This window comes from Streptomyces albidus (ex Kaewkla and Franco 2022), assembly GCF_013870515.1.
Lineage (GTDB): Bacteria > Actinomycetota > Actinomycetes > Streptomycetales > Streptomycetaceae > Streptomyces > Streptomyces albidus.
In genome coordinates, this window is record NZ_JACBXA010000092.1 from 1 (window position 1) to 19,544 (window position 19,544).

14 protein-coding genes, 1 tRNA gene and 1 pseudogene are annotated in these 19,544 nt (G+C 69.7%); 12 read left to right on the forward strand and 4 right to left on the reverse strand.

The window, feature by feature from the left end; translation table 11 throughout:
• The first annotated feature begins 173 nt into the window (after positions 1–173).
• From H5J26_RS15705 to H5J26_RS15730, 6 genes are read left to right on the forward strand one after another with little or no spacing between them, the layout of a single operon-like run.
• Positions 174–1,082: a sugar phosphate isomerase/epimerase family protein gene (locus H5J26_RS15705; RefSeq protein WP_181766481.1), complete on the forward strand. Its 909-nt coding sequence runs from the start codon at positions 174–176 to the stop codon at positions 1,080–1,082.
• The gene (locus H5J26_RS15710) at positions 1,076–1,723 is read left to right on the forward strand and encodes an EboA domain-containing protein (RefSeq protein WP_419183805.1); all 648 of its coding nucleotides are present in this window, start codon (positions 1,076–1,078) and stop codon (positions 1,721–1,723) included. Before H5J26_RS15705 ends, H5J26_RS15710 begins: the two co-directional genes overlap by 7 nt.
• On the forward strand, positions 1,723–2,577 hold the full coding sequence (locus tag H5J26_RS15715) for a TatD family hydrolase (protein WP_181766482.1): 855 nt from the start codon (positions 1,723–1,725) through the stop codon (positions 2,575–2,577). The genes H5J26_RS15710 and H5J26_RS15715 overlap by 1 nt, the downstream gene beginning before the upstream one ends.
• Positions 2,578–2,593: 16 nt before the next feature.
• The gene (gene eboE, locus H5J26_RS15720) at positions 2,594–3,772 is read left to right on the forward strand and encodes a metabolite traffic protein EboE (protein WP_181766483.1); all 1,179 of its coding nucleotides are present in this window, start codon (positions 2,594–2,596) and stop codon (positions 3,770–3,772) included.
• On the forward strand, positions 3,769–5,157 hold the full coding sequence (locus tag H5J26_RS15725) for a nucleotide pyrophosphatase/phosphodiesterase family protein (RefSeq protein ID WP_181766484.1): 1,389 nt from the start codon (positions 3,769–3,771) through the stop codon (positions 5,155–5,157). Before eboE ends, H5J26_RS15725 begins: the two co-directional genes overlap by 4 nt.
• Positions 5,154–6,179 carry a sugar phosphate isomerase/epimerase family protein gene (locus H5J26_RS15730; protein WP_181766485.1) on the forward strand — a complete coding sequence of 342 codons (1,026 nt, stop codon included), beginning with the start codon at positions 5,154–5,156 and terminating at the stop codon, positions 6,177–6,179. The genes H5J26_RS15725 and H5J26_RS15730 overlap by 4 nt, the downstream gene beginning before the upstream one ends.
• A 97-nt stretch (positions 6,180–6,276) precedes the next feature.
• Here H5J26_RS15730 and H5J26_RS15735 read toward each other — a convergent pair whose 3' ends face one another.
• From H5J26_RS15735 to H5J26_RS15750, 4 genes and pseudogenes are all read right to left on the reverse strand, one after another.
• Entirely contained in the window at positions 6,277–7,659 is a 1,383-nt protein-coding gene (locus tag H5J26_RS15735; protein WP_181766486.1) for an OFA family MFS transporter, read from the reverse strand.
• 204 nt (positions 7,660–7,863) lie between these two features.
• A complete protein-coding gene (locus tag H5J26_RS15740; protein ID WP_181766487.1) occupies positions 7,864–10,020 on the reverse strand; it encodes an acetate--CoA ligase family protein in 2,157 nt (718 codons plus the stop codon).
• Positions 10,021–10,023: 3 nt separating this feature from the next.
• Complete coding sequence (frc, locus tag H5J26_RS15745) at positions 10,024–11,259, reverse strand: formyl-CoA transferase (protein ID WP_181766493.1); 1,236 nt, start codon at positions 11,257–11,259, stop codon at positions 10,024–10,026.
• Between the two features lie 37 nt (positions 11,260–11,296).
• Positions 11,297–11,590 (reverse strand): annotated as a pseudogene (locus tag H5J26_RS15750) (acetolactate synthase); the annotation flags it as partial.
• A 218-nt stretch (positions 11,591–11,808) separates the two neighbouring features.
• On the opposite strand from H5J26_RS15750, the gene sucC reads away from it, so the two are divergent.
• The 6 genes from sucC to pntB all read left to right on the forward strand — a co-directional run bounded on the left by sucC (position 11,809) and on the right by pntB (position 19,502).
• Positions 11,809–12,972, forward strand: a complete 1,164-nt coding sequence (gene sucC, locus H5J26_RS15755; protein ID WP_181766488.1) for an ADP-forming succinate--CoA ligase subunit beta — start codon at positions 11,809–11,811, stop codon at positions 12,970–12,972.
• A 16-nt stretch (positions 12,973–12,988) separates the two neighbouring features.
• Positions 12,989–13,867: a succinate--CoA ligase subunit alpha gene (gene sucD / locus H5J26_RS15760; protein WP_181766489.1), complete on the forward strand. Its 879-nt coding sequence runs from the start codon at positions 12,989–12,991 to the stop codon at positions 13,865–13,867.
• A gap of 149 nt (positions 13,868–14,016) precedes the next feature.
• Positions 14,017–15,834: an aldehyde dehydrogenase family protein gene (locus H5J26_RS31525; RefSeq protein WP_235980744.1), complete on the forward strand. Its 1,818-nt coding sequence runs from the start codon at positions 14,017–14,019 to the stop codon at positions 15,832–15,834.
• A gap of 145 nt (positions 15,835–15,979) precedes the next feature.
• A tRNA-Leu gene (locus H5J26_RS15770) sits at positions 15,980–16,067 on the forward strand.
• A 390-nt stretch (positions 16,068–16,457) separates the two neighbouring features.
• Positions 16,458–18,005, forward strand: a complete 1,548-nt coding sequence (locus tag H5J26_RS15775; protein ID WP_181766490.1) for a Re/Si-specific NAD(P)(+) transhydrogenase subunit alpha — start codon at positions 16,458–16,460, stop codon at positions 18,003–18,005.
• A gap of 6 nt (positions 18,006–18,011) precedes the next feature.
• Positions 18,012–19,502, forward strand: coding sequence for a Re/Si-specific NAD(P)(+) transhydrogenase subunit beta (gene pntB / locus H5J26_RS15780; protein WP_181766491.1), 1,491 nt, complete (start codon positions 18,012–18,014; stop codon positions 19,500–19,502).
• Positions 19,503–19,544 lie beyond the last annotated feature (42 nt).

Here is a 19,544-nt window from a genome sequence, read left to right on the forward strand (position 1 = left end):
GCCGCGCTCAACCCCTCACCCCCGCTTCTCCAGCGCGCCGTCGGAGGCGGCATCCGCGCCACCATTCCGCTCCAGGCCGCTCTGGCCGCGCGCGCGGGACGGCCCGCCGCCGCCTCCGCGCTGCTCGCACTGCTCCCCCTCGCCCGACGGCTTTCACGGAAGGTCAGCCCCACATGACCGGCCACGCCCCCCTGCGCTACGCCTACGGCACCAACGGCCTGGCAGACCTGCGCCTGGAGGACGCCCTGGGCGTCCTCGCGGACCTCGGCTACGACGGGGTCGGGCTCACCCTCGACCACATGCACCTCGACCCGCTCGCCCCCGGCCTGCCGCGGCGAACAGCCGCCGTGCGGAAGGCACTTGAGCGGTACGGCCTCAGCGTCACCGTCGAGACCGGCGCACGCTACGTGCTCGATCCCCGGCGCAAGCACCACCCCACCCTGCTCGATCCCGACCCGGACGCCCGTGCGAGACGCCTGGACCTGCTGCTGAAGGCCGTGCGCGTCGCGGCCGATCTGGGCGCGCACGCCACGCACTTCTTCAGCGGCGTCCTGCCGGAGGGAACCGACAAGCACACGGCCTGGCCCCGCTTCGCCGACGGTGTCGACGCGCTGCTCTCGGCCGCGAACGCCACCGGCGTCCCGCTGGCCGTAGAGCCCGAACCCGGTCACCTCCTCGACGACCTGGCCGCCTTCCACCGGCTGCGCACCACCCTCGGCGAACCCGAAGGGCTCGGACTGACCTTGGACGTCGGGCACTGCCTGTGCCTGGAGCCCCGGTCGCCGCAGGCGTGCGTGGAATCCGCCGGCCCGTGGCTGCGGCATGTACAGATCGAGGACATGAGACGTGGTGTGCACGAGCATCTGCCCTTCGGCGAGGGCGAGTTGGAGGTCGCACCGGTGCTGGCCGCGCTGCGGGGGACCGGCTACGCCGGGCTCGTCACCGTCGAGCTTCCCCGCGACTCGCACGCGGGCCCCTCCCGCGCGCAGGACGCCATCCGCTTCCTGCGCGACGCGGAAGGGAGCGACCGGGCCCACGGCAGCGGTACTGGAAGCACATCCCCTGGAGGCGCGCCGTGCTGAATCCTCGCGACCCGGACCAGGAAGCCGTCGGGGACATCGCGCCGAGACTGGAGCAGCAACTCGACGCCCCCGCCCGCGAATGGCTGCGCCAGGCACTGGCCGAAGCGGAAGCGCAGCCCCAGAAGTCCACGTGGGAGCTGCACTTCGCCTCCGCGGGCCGGCAGTGCGGGCGCGCAGCGGCACTCGACGCCCGCGTGCTGCTGCTCCACTCGGCGGGCCCGGACACGGTGACCCTGACCCGCCTCTACCACCAGGGCACCGCCGCGGAACGTGCTGCCGTGCTCCGCGCGTTGCCGCACATGGCCGTCGGGAAGACCCCCGACGCCGTCCCGCTGGTCGAGGACGCGCTGCGTGCCAACGACACCACCCTCATCCGCGCCGCCGTGGGTCGCTACGCCGCGGCACACCTCGACCGGCACGGCTGGCGGCACGCCGTACTGAAGTGCCTCTTCACCGGCGTCCCCGTCCGGTCCGTTAACGACCTGGCCCGCCGTGCCCGCGGAGACGCCGAACTGGCCCGCATGCTCCGCGACTTCGCTCACGAACGCACCGCCGCGGGCCGCTCCGTCCCGGAAGACCTGCACCACGTCCTGGAACTGGCCCTGGAGTCTGCCCCCGCTCACCCGCCCGAGGAGTTCTGATGCGCATCTTCGACCCGCACATCCACATGACTTCGCGGACCACCGACGACTACGCCGCCATGTACGAAGCGGGCGTACGCGCCCTCGTCGAACCCTCCTTCTGGCTCGGCCAGCCCCGCACCTCTCCCGGCTCCTTCTACGACTACTTCGACTCCCTCCTGGGATGGGAGCCCTTCCGCGCGGCACAGCACGGCATCGCCCATCACTGCACCATCGCCCTCAACCCCAAGGAGGCGGGCGACCCGCGCTGCCTGCCCGTACTCGACGAACTGCCCCGCTATCTCGTCAAGGACGGAGTCGTCGCCGTGGGCGAGATCGGCTACGACTCGATGACGCCCGCCGAGGACACGGCGCTGGCCGCGCAGCTCCAACTCGCCGCCGACCACGGCCTTCCCGCGCTGGTCCACACCCCCCACCGGGACAAGGCCGCAGGGCTCACCCGCACGCTCGACGTACTGCGCGAGTCCGGACTGCCGCCGGAGCGGGTCGTGCTCGACCACCTCAACGAGGCCACCGTCGACGAGGCCGCCGACAGCGGCTGCTGGCTCGGCTTCTCCATCTACCCCGACACCAAGATGGACGAGCACCGCATGGTCCGGCTGCTGCGCCTGCACGGCACCGCGCGCGTCCTGGTCAACTCCGCCGCCGACTGGGGCCGCAGCGACCCCCTCAAGACACGCGCCGTCGGCGACGCCATGCTCGACGCCGGCTTCACCGACGACGAGATCGACCAGGTGCTGTGGCGCAACCCCGTCGCCTTCTACGGGCAGAGCGGACGCCTCGAACTCGACCTCGCACCTGATCCGGCGGCCGTCACGCACGAGGGCAACTCCATTCTGCGCGGCGGGGAATGAGGGGAGGTTCGCTGCCATGCGCTTCAGACACCCCGACGGCTCCACCGTCCACCTCGCGTACTGCACCAACGTGCACGCCGCCGAGGACCTAGCCGGCGTGCTCAGCCAGCTTCGCGACCACGCCGAACCGGTACGCCGCCGCCTGCACCGCGACCGCCTCGGCATCGGCATGTGGCTGGCCCGGGACGCCGCCCGCACCCTCACGGCCGACCCCTCCGCCGTACGGACGCTGCGGGCCGAACTCGACCGCCGCGGACTGGAGGTGGTCACCCTCAACGGCTTCCCGTACCGCGGCTTCGGGGACCAGCGCGTCAAGTACCGCGTCTACAGGCCGGACTGGACCGAGCCCGCGCGGCTCGACCACACCACCGACCTGGCACGCCTGCTGACTTCGCTGCTCCCGGACGACGCCGTCGAAGGCACCGTCTCCACGCTTCCGCTGGCATGGCGCACCGACTTCACGCCGGAGCGCCGCCGTTCGGCCCTGGACGCGCTGGGCACGCTCGCCGGACGCCTGGACGCCCTGGAGGAACTGACCGGCCGCAGCATCCGGATCGGCCTCGAACCCGAGCCGGGCTGCACCGTGGAGACCACGGCCGACGCCGTCGAAGCGCTGACAGGCCACGGCGCCCCGCCCGCGCACCGCATCGGCGTGTGCGTGGACACCTGTCATCTGGCCACCCAGTTCGAGGAACCGGAGGAAGCCCTCGCCGCCCTCGCGGGTGCCGGCATCCCCGTCGTGAAGAGTCAGCTCTCCGCGGCGCTGCACGCCGAACACCCCGATGGCGAGGGCGTTCCGGAGGCGCTCGCCGACTTCGCCGAACCCCGCTTCCTGCACCAGACCCGAGCCTCGACGCCACAGGGGATACGCGCCACCGACGACCTCGCGGACGCACTCGTGCCGGGAGCGCTGCCGGTCACCGTGCCCTGGCGGTCCCACTTCCACGTACCGCTGCACGCATCGCCGGCCCCGCCGCTGAGCTCCACACTCGACGTCCTGCGCGCGACGCTGGCCGGGCTCGTGGGCGTCCCGGAACCGCTCACCCGTCATCTCGAGGTGGAGACCTACACCTGGCAGGCCCTCCCCGCCGGGTCCCGTCCGCGCACCCGCGCACAGCTGGCGGACGGCATCGCGGCCGAACTCGACGTCGCACGCGAGATGTTGATCGACCTAGGCCTCAAGGAGCTGCCGTGAAGAGGGCGCCCGACCCACTCCTCGTGCTCGACGTCGTCGGGCTCACCCCTCAACTGCTCGCCCACATGCCCGGACTTCGCGCCCTCGCGGACGAGGGCACCTACACCCCGCTGGGAACGGTGCTGCCCGCCGTCACGTGTGCCGCCCAGTCCACGTTCCTCACGGGTGTGCCTCCCGCCGAGCACGGCATCGTCGGGAACGGCTGGTATTTCCGCGAGTTGGGCGAGGTGCTGCTGTGGCGCCAGCACAACGCACTCGTCGGCGGGGAGAAGCTGTGGGACGCCGCCCGGGCGCGCTATCCCGGCTACACCGTCGCCAACGTCTGCTGGTGGTACGCCATGGGCGCCGACACCGACTGGACGGTGACCCCGCGGCCCGTCTACTACGCCGACGGACGCAAGGAGCCCGACTGCTACACCCGTCCGCCGGAGCTGCACGACGAACTCACCGACGCCCTGGGCACGTTCCCGCTCTTCCACTTCTGGGGCCCCGGCGCCGACCTCGTCTCCTCCCGCTGGATCATCGACGCCACCCGGCACCTGCTGCGCACCCGCAGACCGGACCTCGCCCTCACCTACGTCCCCCACCTCGACTACGACCTTCAGCGCTACGGTCCGGACGACCCCCGCTCGCACCGGGCCGCCGCCGAACTCGACGCGGAACTCGCCCCGTTGATCGCCGACGCCCGAGCCGAAGGCCGGACCGTCGTCGCGCTCTCGGAGTACGGCATCACCCGCGTGAGCCGCACCGTGGACATCAACCGGGCCCTGCGCCGGGCGGGGCTGCTGGAGGTGCACACCCAGGACGGCATGGAGTACCTGGACCCCACGACCTCCCGCGCCTTCGCGGTCGTCGACCACCAGCTCGCGCACGTCTACGTACGCGACCCCGCCGACCTCCCCGCCACCCGCGACGCGCTCGCCGGACTCGACGGCATCGCCGAACTCCTCGACGAGCGCGGCAAGAAGGACCACCACCTGGACCATCCACGCTCCGGCGAGCTCGTCGCCGTCGCTCAGCCCGACGCGTGGTTCACCTACTACTACTGGCTGGAGGACTCCCACGCCCCTGACTTCGCCCAGCTGGTCGAGATCCACCGCAAGCCCGGATACGACCCGGCCGAGCTGTTCATGGACCCGCTGGACCCGTATGTGCGACTGCGCGCCGCCACCGCGCTCGCACGCAAGAAGACCGGCATGCGCTACCGCATGGCCGTCGTTCCGCTCGACCCGTCCCCGGTGCGCGGCAGCCACGGCCGGCTCCCCGAACGTACGGACCAGGGGCCGGTGTTCATCTGCTCCAGGCCCGGCGCCGCCGAAGGTCCCCTCGCCGCCACCGACGTCAAGGCCCTGCTACTGGATCTCGCTCTGGGAGAGCTCACATGAGACGTACGCCCCAAGACCCCGAACTGTCCACACGCCTGCGCCGTCGCGGCTTCCTCGGTGTCGCCGCCGGCACCGCCATGGCCTCACTGCTGGGCGCCGCGGCCCCCGCGCACGCGGCCGCCACCGCCGCCGACCGGGACCGCTGCGACCCCCTCGTGCCCAAGGGCCGGCTGGGCATCCAGCTCTACACGCTCCGCGACAAGGTGCAGGCCCTCGGATTCGCCGCCGTCTTCAAGGAGCTGGCGCGACACGGCTACGAACAGGTCGAGTTCGCCGGCTACACGCAGGGGACCGGCGACATCACGCTGGCCGGGCTGCGCAAGCTGCTGCGCGAGCACGGACTGCGCGGCATCGGCAGCCACGTCGGCTACCACTCCGACAACCCCGACGACTACACCTTCGCCACCCAGCTGGAGAAGGTGGTGGACGACGCGGCCGCGCTCGGGCTGCCCCACGTGGGCACCGCCGCGAGCCCCGACCGCTACGGCAGGACGGTCGACGCGTGGAAGCGCGCCGCCGAGGACTTCAACACCTACGGAGCCGCGGCGAGGAAGCGCGGCCTGAAGTTTTACCAGCACAACCACCAGATGGAGTTCGGCTTCGCCGAGGACCGGCCGGACGTACGCCTCTACGACGTGCTGCTGGCCGAGACCGACCCCGAACTGGTCTACCTGGAGATGGACATCTACTGGGCCTACGCCGGCCAGTACCGCTTCAGCGTCCGCCCCGACGGCACCCCGGCGCCCTTCGAGCCGCTGGACTACGTCCTGAAGCAGCCGCACCGCTACCCGCTCTTCCACGTCAAGGACGGTGAGCACGACGAGACCTCCGACGACGGCTACCGCATGGTGGACGTCGGTGACGGAGACATCGACTACCGGCGCTTCCTGACGAAGGTCGGCAGGACCCACGGTGGCAAGAGGCACAACTGGCTCGTCGAGCACGACCAGCCGGAGGACTCCTTCAGGACCGCCCGCCGCTCCGCCGCGCATCTGCGGTCGCTGCGCGGCAGCGGGCACTAGGCACTACGCACTGGAGAGGCGGAGCACAGACAGCTGCAGGGCCACCCATGGGAGGCGGGTGGCCCTGCAGCTGTCGGATCTGTCGTTCTCCGTTACCTCACTCGCCGCCTATCGGCTGCGGGTTGGGCTTGATCATCGACTTCTTCGGCCGTCCCGGCTGATGCAGGAACAGGGCGACGACACCCGCGAACATCGAGATGCCACCGGCGATGCCGAACGCACCGCCGTATCCCCATGACGCGACCACGAGCGAGCCGAGGCCCGCGCCTGCGAGACCGGACAGCAGCTTCGAGCTGTAGATCAGGCCGTAGTTGGTGGCGTTGTTGTTCTCACCGAAGTAGTCGGCGGTCAGCGCCGCGAACAGCGGGAAGATCGCTCCGCCGCCGAAACCGGAGATCATCGAGCAGAGCAGGAACAGCGGCATCGACCCCGCCTGTCCGGACAGCAGGACGCCGAACTGCGCCAGGCCGAGCACGACGCAGACGAAGATCAGGCATTCCTTGCGGCCGTACCGGTCGGACAGCCAGCCGATCACGCCGCGGCCGGTGCCGTTGACGATGGCCTTCAGCGACATGGCGGTGGCGACGATGCCGCCGGCGAAGCCCATGTCGTCACCGAAGGGCACCTGGAAGGCGATTCCGAAGATGTTCACGCCGGAGGTGCACAGCAGGCAGAACCACATGAGCGGCACGCGGCCGGTCCTGAGGGCCTCCTTGGGGGTGTACTGCTTGACCGCCGGCGGGTTCTTCTCCAAGGCGCGGCGGGTACGCGGGTCGTCCGGTGCCTTCAGCGGGTCGACGTGCGCCGGCCACCAGTTCTTCGGCGGGTCCTTGAAGAAGAAGCCGGCAGCGGCGACGAGGAGGGCCAGGAAGACGCCCACGGCCACGAGGACCCACTTGAAGTTCCCCACGTCCATGAACCCGGTGAAGATGTACACGAAGGGCACCGAGCCGTAGGCGAAACCGCCGTTGACGAACCCGGTCTTGCCGCCCTTCCTCTCCGGATACCACTTGCCGACCATGTTCACGCAGGTCGCGTAGACAGCGCCGGCGCCCATGCCGCTGAACATGCCGAAGCCGAGGTAGGCCCAGATCGGGTTCTCCGCGTATGCGAGCGAGAGATAGCCCAGGAACGTACCGACAGCGCCCCACATCATCGCCTTGCGTGCCGGGAACCTGCCCGACTCACGCAGATGCCCGACGGGCATGGCCACGGCGGCCTGGAAGAAGACCCAGACACCCATGATCCAGAAGATGTGCAGGCTGTTCCAGCCGTGCGCGTGATGGAGGGTGTCCTCCGCGGAAGCGAACGCGTACTCCGCCGAGGAGATGCCCATCATGCCGACCCACGGCAGGAGGACCATCCACCGGCGACGGCGTCCCATGATGTCGATGTCGGACTCGCCTATGCGGTAGGTCCGGCCGTTCTTGTCCGTCACCTCCCTGTACGGGAGGGTCGTTGGTGCTTCTGTTGTTGTCATGTGCTGCACCCCTTGCGTGGAGAGAGTCTGGCCAGCGCCCCCTGGACGGATCTCTTGCTTTGGTGCTGTGTCGCGGTGCTGCGTTCGGTTGTCTGCTCGAGCGGCGAACAGGCGGATTGCGGAGTCCTTCTGATCGCCGCCGGGCCCCGCCGCGGTGGCGGGGCGCAAGGCCCCACCACCACGGAGCAGCTCCGCGGCCCGGACTTACAGAAGTCCGGCCGCCCGTGCCCACTGGTACTTGGCTCCCAGTACGGCAACGGGCTTCTCAGTCGTGTACGGGTACGCGACCACTCCTCGCTCAAAGAGGTACGCGCATGCTTCCTCGACCTCCACGTCGCCAGCAAGGGAGGCCACAACGGGTTTTTCGATTCCCTTCTCCCGCGCCTCGGCGACGACCCTGGCCGTCAGCTCCGCGAAGACCATGGGCGGAGTGACGATCGTGTGCCAGTAGCCGAGGACCAATGAGTGGATACGCGGGTCCTCCAGGCCGAGCCGGATGGTCGACTCGTACGTGGAAGGCGGCTCGCCTCCGGTGATGTCCACCGGGTTGCCCGCGGCGCCGAACGGCGGGATGAAGGCGCGGAACGCCTCGTCCAGGTCCGGCGGAATCTCCATCAGAGACATTCCGTTGTCGACGATGGCGTCCGAGAGCAGGACTCCCGAGCCGCCCGCGCCGGTGATGATGACGGTGTTGTCGCCCTGCGGCGTGGGCAGCACGGGCAGCGCCCGCGCGTACTCCAGCATCTCGTTGAGGCCCGGCGCCCGGATGACGCCGGCCTGCCGCAGGATGTCGTCGTAGACCGCGTCGTCGCCCGCCAGAGCCCCCGTGTGGGAGCCGGCGGCCTTGGCGCCCGCACTGGTGCGGCCGGCCTTGAGCACGACGACGGGCTTCTTGGGCACCGTCTCCCTGGCGGCCTCCACGAACGCCCGCCCGTCCTTGAGGTCCTCAAGGTGCATGGCGATGCATTCGGTGTTGGGGTCGTCAGCGAAGTAGGTGAGCAGGTCGTCCTCGTCCAGGTCGGACTTGTTGCCGAGGCCGACGATCGCCGAGACACCGGTGTTGGTGCTCCGCGCGAAGCCGAGGATGGCCATTCCGATGCCGCCCGACTGGGAGGTGAGCGCCACACCGCCCTTGACGTCGTAGGGCGTGCAGAAGGTGGCGCACAGGTCGTGCCAGGTCGAGTAGTAGCCGTAGATGTTCGGCCCGAGCAGCCGCACACCGTGCTTCTCGCCGATGGCGACGATCTTGTCCTGCAGCTCCACCTCACCGGTCTCGGCGAAACCCGAGGGGATGAGGACGGCGTTCGGGATGCCCTTGGCGCCGACCGCCTCCAGGGTGTCCGGCACGAACTTGGCGGGCACGGCGAAGACCGCCACGTCCACGTCGCCCGGGATGTCGGTGACCGACTTGTAGGCCTTGCGGCCGAGGATCTCGTCGGCCTTGGGGTTCACGGGGTGGATCTCCCCGGCGAAGCCGCCGTCGACGAGGTTGCGCATCACCGAATTGCCGATCTTGCCCTGCTCGTTGGAGGCACCGATCACCGCGACCGAACTCGGCTTCATCAGCCGTCGCATCGAGACGCGGATCTCCTCGGGCGTGTAGCGCCGGCGCTCCGCGGGCTGCCCGTCCGTGAGCAGGATGCGGATGTCGGCCGCCATCGCGCCGTCGGGCGAGGCGAAGACGGGGTTGAGGTCGACCTCGGCCAGCTCGGGGAAGTCGTGCGTGAGCTGTGAGACCGACACGATGACCCGTGCCAGCGCGTCACGGTCGACCGGCTTGCTGCCGCGTACGCCCTTGAGGATCTCCGCCGCCCCGATGCCGTCCAGCATCGACATGGCGTCCTCGGTGGAGGCCGGAGCCAGCCGGAAGGTGACGTCCTTGAGGACCTCCACCAGCACGCCGCCCAGCCCGAAGGCGACGACCTTGCCGAAGGTCGGGTCGGTGACGGTACCGACCAGGACCTCCTGCCCGGGCTTCGCCATCTGCTGCACCTGCACGCCGAGGATCTGCGCCTTGGCGTCGTAGTCGCGGGCGTTGCCCACGATCTCGCAGTACGCGCTGCGCACCTCCGAGGCGGAGGAGAGGCCCACGCGGACACCGCCCGCGTCGGTCTTGTGCAGGATCTCCGGTGAGACGATCTTCATGACGACCGGGAAGCCGAGCCTGTCGGCCAACTGCACCGCCTCGTCGGCGGATTCCGCCAGCCCCTCGTCCGGTACGGGAATGCCGTAGGCGTCGGCGACGCGCTTGCCCTCGGGGGCGGTCAGCGACGTGCGGCCCTCGGCGCGAGCGGCGTCCAGCACCGCACGTACCGCTTCCCTGTCCGGGGTGGCGAGGTTGTCTTTCTTGTCCTGCGCCATCGGTCAGATCACTCCGTTCGTCTTGAGCAGCGCCAGTTCTTCCTCGCCCAGGCCCAGCTCGCCTATGTAGACCTCTTCGTTGTGCTCACCCAGGAGCGGCGAGGAGGTGATCTCCACGGGGGAGTCCGAGAGCTTCATCGGGGAGCCCACGGTGGTGAAGGAACCGCGCTCGGGGTGCTCGACCTCGACGATCATCCCGTTGGCGGCCAGGGACTCGTCCTCGACGATCTCCTTCGTCGAAAGGATCGGTCCGCAGGGGATGTTGTGGGCGTTCAGGGCGCCCAGCACCTCCCACTTGGGCATCGTCGAGGACCACTCCTCGATCAGCTGGAACATCTTGTTCAGCTTCGGCAGCCGCGCCTCGGGCGTGCTCCAGTCCGGATCGTCCGCGAGTTCGGGACGGCCGATGAGCTTCGTCAACGGCTCCCAGCCCACGGGCTGCACGATCACGTACACGTAGTCGTTGGGGCCGCCCGGCGCGCACTTGACCGCCCAGCCGGGCTGGCCGCCGCCGGAGGCGTTGCCCGAACGCGGCACCTCGTCGCCGAAGTCCTCGTTCGGGTACTCGCCGAGCGGGCCGTGCGCCAGCCGCTGCTGGTCACGCAGCTTGACCCGGCACAGGTTGAGCACCGAGTGCTGCATCGCCACGTTCACGCGCTGGCCGCGGCCCGAACGCTCGCGCTGCAGCAGCGCGGCGAGGATCGCGGCGACGGTGTGCACGCCGGTGCCCGAGTCGCCGATCTGCGAACCGGTCGCCAGCGGCGGCCCGTCCTCGAAGCCGGTGGTCGACATCGAGCCGCCCATGGCCTGCGCGACGACCTCGTACGCCTTGAAGCTGGTGTACGGACCCTCGCCGAAGCCCTTGATGGACGCGTAGATCAACTTGGGGTTGATCTGCTTGATGCGGTCCCAGGTGAAGCCCATCCGGTCCACCGCACCGGGGCCGAAGTTCTCCACCAGCACGTCGCTGCGCCGGATCAGCTCCGTCAGCAGCTCCTTGCCGCGGTCGCTCTTCGTGTTGAGCGTGATGCTGCGCTTGTTGCAGTTCAACATCGTGAAGTAGAGCGAGTCCACGTCGGGGAGGTCCCGCAGCTGCTTGCGGGTGATGTCCCCGGAGGTGGCCTCGAGTTTGACCACGTCCGCCCCGAGCCAGGCGAGCAGCTGGGTGGCGGAGGGTCCGGACTGGACGTGGGTCATGTCCAGTACGCGGATTCCGTCCAGCGCCTTCTCGGTGGTCACTGACGTCGTACCGGTCACGTCGGTCACAGCAGTCACCTCACTTGTACTTTGTCTGGTTCATGGATCCGGCGGCGTACGCGTCCGGGTCGACGCACACGTCGACCAGGGACGGCTTGCCTGAGGCACGGGCACGCTCGAACGCGGGCCCGGTCTCGGAGAGTTCGCGGCCTTCCTGGCCGTGGCCGTCGGGCATCCGCGCGAACTGGCCGTAGGGCACGTCGCCCAGGGTGTTGCCGATCCGCTCGCGTGCCTCCCCGTACCCGGCCTTCCGGCCGTGGCGGATCTGGTGCATCGAGGAGTTGCTGCCGACGATCCCCACGAAGGGCAGGTTGGCGACCAGGCGTCTGCCGGATGTCAGGTCCCGGTTTTCCAGGCACTTCCGGCTGTCGTCGGGCATGGGCTCACGAGTCCTCTCGTCAGGGGTGAAGCAAGGTCAGAGCAGATTGCATACAGTCGACGAATACTGTATGAACCTTGTTATCCCGCATCGAGTGAGCGATGTCCAGGGGGCGTGCACCGATCGTTTCGAAGATCGACCGAGGAGCACACGTGGACCTTTACGAACACCAGGCGAGGGAACTCTTCGATCGCTACGGCGTCTTGGTGCCTGAAGCGGAGGTCGTGGACACGGGCAGCGCCGCTCGCGAGGCGGCCGAGAGGCTCGGCGCCGACCGGCACGGCGTCGTGGTCAAGGCGCAGGTGAAGACAGGAGGCAGGGGAAAAGCCGGCGGCGTGAAGAAGGCGGCTGATGCGGCAGCGGCCGAGATCACCGCCCGGCAGATCCTCGGCATGGACATCAAGGGCCACACCGTGCACAGCGTGATGCTGGCCCAGCCGGTCCAGGTGGAGGAGGAGTTCTACGTCTCCTACGTTCTGGACCGGGCGGCGGGCGGCTTCATCGCCATCGCCTCGGCCGAGGGCGGCATGGAGATCGAGGAGGTGGCGGAGGCGCGCCCCGAGGCCGTCGCCCGCATCCCGATCGACCCGTCCACCGGAGTCACCGACGAGAAGGCAGCCGAGATCACGGCGGCCGCGGGGCTGCCCGCCGACGTCGCGCCGGTGCTGCGCAAGCTCTGGAGTGTGCTGGAGTCGGAGGACGCACTGCTCGTCGAGGTCAACCCCCTTGTCCGTACGGCGGACGGCGCGATCGTCGCCCTGGACGGCAAGGTGACCCTCGACGACAACGCCCGCTTCCGGCAGGCCCGTTGGGGAGACCCTTCGAGCCCCGCCGAGAGTGACGAGCACGGCCGCCTGGAGGCGGAGGCCGCAGCAAAGGGCCTCAACTACGTCAAGCTGGAAGGCGAGGTCGGCGTCATCGGGAACGGCGCGGGGCTGGTGATGTCCACCCTCGACGTCGTCGACGGGTGCGGAGCCAAGCCCGCCAACTTCCTGGACATCGGGGGAGGGGCCTCGGCGCAGGTGATGGCCGACGGACTCTCCGTCGTCCTGAGCGACCCGGACGTGAAGTCTCTCCTCGTCAACGTCTTCGGCGGCATCACCGCCTGCGACGCCGTGGCGGAGGGCATCACCCAGGCCCTGGGGCAGATCCGGCTGACCAAGCCCATGGTCGTGAGGCTCGACGGCAACAACGCCGTCCGCGGCCGGACGATCCTCGAGGAGAACCCGCACCCGCTGCTGGAGCAGCGGACCACCATGGACGGCGCCGCCCAGCGCGCCGCCGAACTGGCCACGTCCACAGCCACAGCCGCATAGGGAGGCGGGAGACCAAATGGCGATCTTCCTCAGCAAGGAAAGCAAAGTCATCGTCCAGGGCATGACCGGCGCGGAAGGCATGAAGCACACGCGCCGGATGCTGGCCTCCGGCACGGACATCGTGGGCGGCGTGAACCCGCGCAAGGCCGGCCAGGAAGTCGACGTCGACGGCCGCTCCATACCGGTCTTCGGATCGGTGCAGGAGGCACGTGAGGCGACGGAGGCCGACGTCTCGGTGCTCTTCGTCCCACCGGCCTTCTCCAAGGCGGCGGTTCAGGAAGCGGCGGACGCCGGCATCGGGCTCGCCGTCGTCATCACCGAGGGCATCCCCGTGCACGACGCGGTCGCCTTCCGGGCGTACGCACAGGAGCGCGGCACGCGCGTCATCGGCCCCAACTGCCCGGGGCTGATCAGCCCGGGCCTGTCCAACGCGGGCATCATCCCGTCCGACATCGCGCCCGAGCCCGGGCGCATCGGGCTCGTCTCCAAGTCCGGCACCCTCACCTACCAACTCATGTACGAGCTCCGTGACATCGGCTTCTCCTCGTGCGTGGGCATCGGCGGCGACCCCGTCATCGGCACCACGCACATCGACGCTCTCGCCGCCTTCGAGGCAGACCCCGAGACCGATCTGATCGTGATGATCGGAGAGATCGGCGGCGACGCCGAGGAGCGTGCGGCGGCGTTCATCAAGGAGAACGTGACCAAGCCCGTCATCGGGTACGTGGCCGGGTTCACCGCCCCCGAGGGCAAGACGATGGGGCACGCCGGGGCGATCGTCTCGGGCTCGTCCGGCACCGCTCGTGCGAAGAAGGAAGCTCTCGAGGCCGCAGGCGTACGGGTCGGCACCACGCCGACCGAAACGGCGCGCCTCGTGCTCGACCGGCTTACGTGACGTTCCACATATCCGTGCAGAGGCTGGTGTGCCGCCGGGGACAACAAGCTACCGTCCAGTAATAAGGTCGGAGCGTCCCCGGCCGGTACGGATGACCCCTGCCAATTTCCGCAACCCGCCCCGTAGTGCAACGAGAGCGGAGAAGAACGATGGGCCACGCACACCCGCCCCCGCCGCCCCCGACTCCCCCCTCGCTCGCCCTCAAGCCCGGCACCGCCTGGAGCGACGCCTGGCGCCGCTGCCTGAACGTCGCGCCCGAGGCGTTCACGGACGACCGCGTTCTCAACCTGTGGCGCGGAAGCTGGCATGCCGACGGCGAACAGCTGCCCGCCACGAGTCCCGTCGACGGGACGGCGATCGCCGGTCCGCCGGTTCTCGACGCGGCGGCCGCCCGCCAGGTCGTCTCCGCCTCGCTCGACCAGCACCGGGCATGGCGCCACGTGCCGTTGCAGGAACGCCGTGCACGCGTCGCCGCCGCGCTGGACTCCCTCGCCGAACACCGCGAACTCCTCGCGCTGTTGCTCGTCTGGGAGATAGGCAAACCCTGGAAGCTCGCCCAGGCCGACGTCGACCGGGCCGTCGACGGCGTGCGCTGGTACGTCGACAACGCCGAGACGATGCTGGACGGTCGTACGTCCCTTCCGGGCCCCGTCAGCAACATGGCCGCCTGGAACTACCCGATGAGCGTGCTCGTCCACGCCATGCTCGTCCAGGCCCTCGCCGGCAACGCGGTGATCGCCAAGGCCCCGGCCGACGCTGGGCCGGCCTGCCTGACGCTGGCCTGCGCCCTGGCCGTACGCGAAGGACTGCCCCTCTCCCTGGTCAGCGCCGACGGCCGCGAGCCGGCCGAAGTGCTCGTGCGCGCACCGGAGATCGGTTGCGTGTCCTTCGTCGGCGGCCGGGACTCCGGCGCACGCGAGGCGACCGCCGCCGCCGACCTCGGCAGGCGCCACATCATGCAACAGGAAGGCCTCAACTGCTGGGGCGTCTGGGGGTTCTCGGACTGGGAAGCCCTCGCCTGCCTGATCCGCAAGACCTTCCAGTACGCCAAGCAGCGCTGCACCGCCTACTCCCGTTTCGTCGTGCAGCGCTCGCTCTTCGACGACTTCCTCGCCGTGTACCTCCCCGCGGTCGGCTCCGTACGGTTCGGGCACCCGCTGGCGGTCGAACTGGCCGACGACCCGTCCCCTACCTCCGGTGGGGAGGCCCCATTCCCTACCTCCGGTGGGGAGGCCCCATGCCCTACCTCCGGTGGGGAGGCCCCGTCCCCTACCTCCGGTGGGGAGGCCCCGTCCCCTACCTCCGGTGGGGAGGCCCCATGCCCTACCTCCGGTGGGGAGGCCCCATGCCCTACCTCCGGTGGGGAGGCCCCGTCCCCTACCTCCGGTGGGGAGGCCCCATACCCGGAGTTGGACTTCGGACCGCTGATCAGCGCGGCCAAGGCGAAGGAACTGGCCGACCGCACGCGGGACGCCGTCGACCGCGGAGCCGTACCGCTGTACCGGGGGTCGCTGGACGTGGGCAACTTCCTGCCGGGGCAGGACACCTCGGCCTACCTTCCGCCGACGGCACTCCTCTCCCCGCCGCCGTCCTCGTCGCTGCACCACGAGATGCCGTTCGGGCCGGTGGACAGCATCGTCCTGGTCGACACCGAGGCCGAACTGCTGACGGAGATGAACGCCGGCGACGGCGCCCTGGTCGCCACGCTCTCCACGGACGACCGTGACGTCTTCGACCGGCTCTCACCTCGGATCAGCGCCTTCAAGACCGGTCACGGAGAGCCGCGTTCCCGCGGTGACCGTGACGAGCTCTTCGGCGGCTTCGGTGCCTCGTGGCGGGGTGCTTTCGTCGGCGGTGAGCTCCTCGTCAGGGCCGTCACGGACGGCCCGTCCGGTGAGCGCCTGCCCGGCAACTTCCCTGCCTACCGGCTTCTGCCGGAGGACGAGCCCGTACAGGCGGCGGCATGACGGACCACGTCTCCAGAGGGCGGCCAGGGAAGACCTCGCCGGGCGCGCGTGCAGCCCCTCACGTGGCATTACTGAGGTGAAAGCTGCTCCGAAAGCTTGGTATGGTGGTGCACGTCGCCGCGGCTGATGCCGGGCGATGACCCTTGTCCGGGTGGCGGAATGGCAGACGCGCTAGCTTGAGGTGCTAGTGCCCTTTATCGGGCGTGGGGGTTCAAGTCCCCCCTCGGACACCACGCATCTCGCGCTCGCCGGTGCCGGCCACTTCTCGTCGGCACCCGCCAAGCCTTCGCAGATTCTCGCGAGGGTCTGATCCACATCCCATGAGCGGGCCCGTCCCGCGGACCACGGATCCACCGCGTAGCAGCTCCCACCACCACGGCGGCCGCCGTAACCTCCGTCACCGGCATGCCGTCCGCCTGGTCAGCGGCACCTCGGATACATCATCGTTCCGTACGTACGGGAAGTGCCGGTCATTCGTACCGAGCCGGGCGCCGCGGGGAACACTCGCGACCCCTCCCGTCACACCGACTTACGAAAAGTACCCCTGAGCAGCCCGTCCGCTGTCGTCCGCCGGCGCATCACCGGCCGGACCGCAGATCGCCAACACCCGCAAAGGGAGACCGATGTCAGATTCACATCCGCAGCAAGTGGGTGTCGCTGCCGAGTCGAAGCCCGGGGAGACCCGGGTGGCGGCCACGCCGGACAGCGTCCGCAACATCCTGAAGCTCGGCTACGAGGTCGTCGTCGAGTCCGGGGCCGGCGTGGCCTCCGGGTTCTCCGACGAGCAGTACAGCGAGGCGGGAGCGCGGATCGGCGACGCCTGGCGGACGGACGTCCTCCTGAAGATCAACGAGCCCTCGCACGAGGAGATCGGGCGGCTGCGCGACGGCGGGACCCTGATCGGGATGATCGGCCCCGGGCTGAACCCCGGCCTGCTGGACGAGCTCGCGCAGCGTCCGGTCACGGTGATGTCCATGGACGCGGTGCCGCGGATCTCGCGCGCCCAGTCGCTGGACGTGCTCAGCTCCATGGCCAACATCGCCGGATACCGCGCGGTCGTCGAGGCCGCCCACGTCTTCGGGCGGTTCTTCACCGGCCAGGTCACCGCCGCGGGCAAGGTACCCCCGGCCAAGGTCCTGGTGGCCGGTGCGGGAGTGGCGGGCCTCGCGGCGATCGGCGCCGCCAGCAGCCTCGGCGGGGTGGTACGGGCCACCGACCCCCGTCCTGAGGTCGCCGACCAGGTGCGCTCGCTCGGAGGGGAGTACCTCGCCGTCGAGGTGGAGCAGGAGGCCTCGACCGACGGATACGCCAAGCAGACGTCCGAGGCGTACGACCGCCGTGCCGCCGAGATCTACACCGAGCAGGCCGCCGACGTCGACATCGTCATCACCACGGCGCTCATCCCCGGCAAGCCAGCACCCCGGCTGATCACCGCCGCCGACGTCGCCGGCATGAAGCCCGGCAGCGTCATCGTCGACATGGCCGCCTCACAGGGCGGCAACGTCGAGGGGACGGTCCCGGGCAAGTCGGTCGTCACCGGCAACGGCGTGACGATCATCGGCTACACCGACCTTCCCGGGCGGCTTCCCGCCCAGGCCTCGCAGCTGTACGGGAACAACCTGGTCAACCTTCTGAAGCTGCTCACGCCGGAGAAGGACGGGCAGCTGCACGTGGACTTCGACGACGTCGTGCAGCGGTCCGTCACGGTCGTGCGCGACGGTGAGAAGACCTGGCCGCCGCCACCCGTACAGGTCTCGGCAGGCACGGCGGCCGCTCCCGCGGACGCCCGGCCCCCGGAGCCGGCGGAACCGAAGAAACCGCGCCTCACCGCGGCCGGGCGGTACGGCCTCATCGCCGCCGGCATGGCCGCGATGTTCCTGCTCATCGCCGTCTCGCCCCCACAACTGGCCCGGAACTTCACGGTGTTCGCGCTCGCGGTCGTCATCGGCTACTACGTCATCGGCAAGGTGCACCACGCGCTGCACACGCCCCTGATGTCCGTCACCAACGCGATCTCCGGGATCGTCGTCGTCGGAGCGTTGCTTCAGATCGGTCATGTCGGCCCTGCCGTCACGGTCCTGTCGTTCGTGGCGATCCTGCTCACGAGCGTCAACATCTTCGGAGGCTTCTCCGTGACCCGCCGCATGCTCGGCATGTTCTCGAAAGGCTGAAGCCCCATGAATGCCACCACCACTGCCCAGGCCGCAGACATCGTCGCGGCTCTGCTGTTCATCCTGAGCCTGGCCGGGCTCTCCCAGCACCGGACCTCCCGGGCCGGCGTCGTCTTCGGCATCGCCGGCATGGGTCTGGCGCTGATCGCCACCATCGTCCTCGCCGCGGGGGAGATCTCTTCCACCGCCACCGTCCTGATACTGCTCGCCATGGTGCTCGGCGGCGCGATCGGCCTGTGGCGCGCCCGCCTCGTGGCGATGACCGAGATGCCGGAACTCATCGCGATCCTGCACAGCTTCGTCGGTGTCGCGGCGGTGCTCGTCGGCTGGAACAGCTACTTCGAGGTCGAGGCGAAGGGAGCCGCACAGACCCACGTCGCCGGTGAACTCCTGCGGATCCACCATGCCGAGGTCTTCATCGGGATCTTCATCGGCGCGGTCACCTTCACCGGTTCGGTCATCGCCTTCCTCAAGCTGTCGGCGCGGATCAAGTCGTCGCCGCTGATGCTGCCGGGCAAGAACGCGCTCAACCTCGGTGCGCTGGCCGCCTTCGTGGCACTGACGGTCTGGTTCACCATCACGCCCAGCCTCGGTCTGATGATCGCCGTCACCGTGCTGGCGCTCGCCCTCGGCCTGCACCTCGTCGCCGCGATCGGCGGCGGCGACATGCCCGTCGTGGTTTCGATGCTCAACAGCTACTCGGGTTGGGCCGCCGCTGCTGCGGGCTTCCTCCTCGACAACAACCTGCTCATCGTCACGGGGGCCCTGGTCGGCTCCTCCGGTGCCTACCTCTCGTACATCATGTGCAAGGGCATGAACCGGTCGTTCATCTCGGTCATCGCCGGCGGATTCGGCATCGAGGCCCCCGCCGGCGGAGACGCCGAGCAGGGCGAGCACCGTGAGACCAACGCGGACGAGGCCGCCGAACTCCTCGGCGAGGCCACGTCGGTGATCATCACCCCGGGCTACGGCATGGCCGTCGCCCAGGCCCAGCACCCGGTGGCCGAGCTGACCCGCGTCCTGCGCGAGAGGGGCGTCGAGGTCCGGTTCGGCATCCACCCGGTCGCGGGACGGCTGCCGGGGCACATGAACGTCCTGCTGGCCGAGGCGAAGGTCCCCTACGACGTCGTGCTCGAACTGGACGAGATCAACGACGACTTCGACAGCACCTCGGTCGTCCTCGTGATCGGGGCCAACGACACCGTCAACCCGGCGGCGGCCGAGGACCCGACCAGCCCGATCGCGGGCATGCCGGTGCTGCACGTCTGGGAGGCGGAGAACGTCATCGTCTTCAAGCGGTCGATGGCCTCCGGATACGCGGGCGTTCAGAACCCGCTGTTCTTCCGCGAGAACAGCAGCATGCTCTTCGGGGACGCGAAGCAGAGCGTCGAGAACATCCTCCGCGCGCTCGACTCCACGCCCTCCGGCACCGGTCCGGCGAAGGCGGGCGGCGGCTCGGCCCAGCAGCCGGTCGCTGCGGGGACGTCGGCCGACTGACGGCGGGGACGTAGCCGCCGGTCTGCCGATGCAGAACCCTTC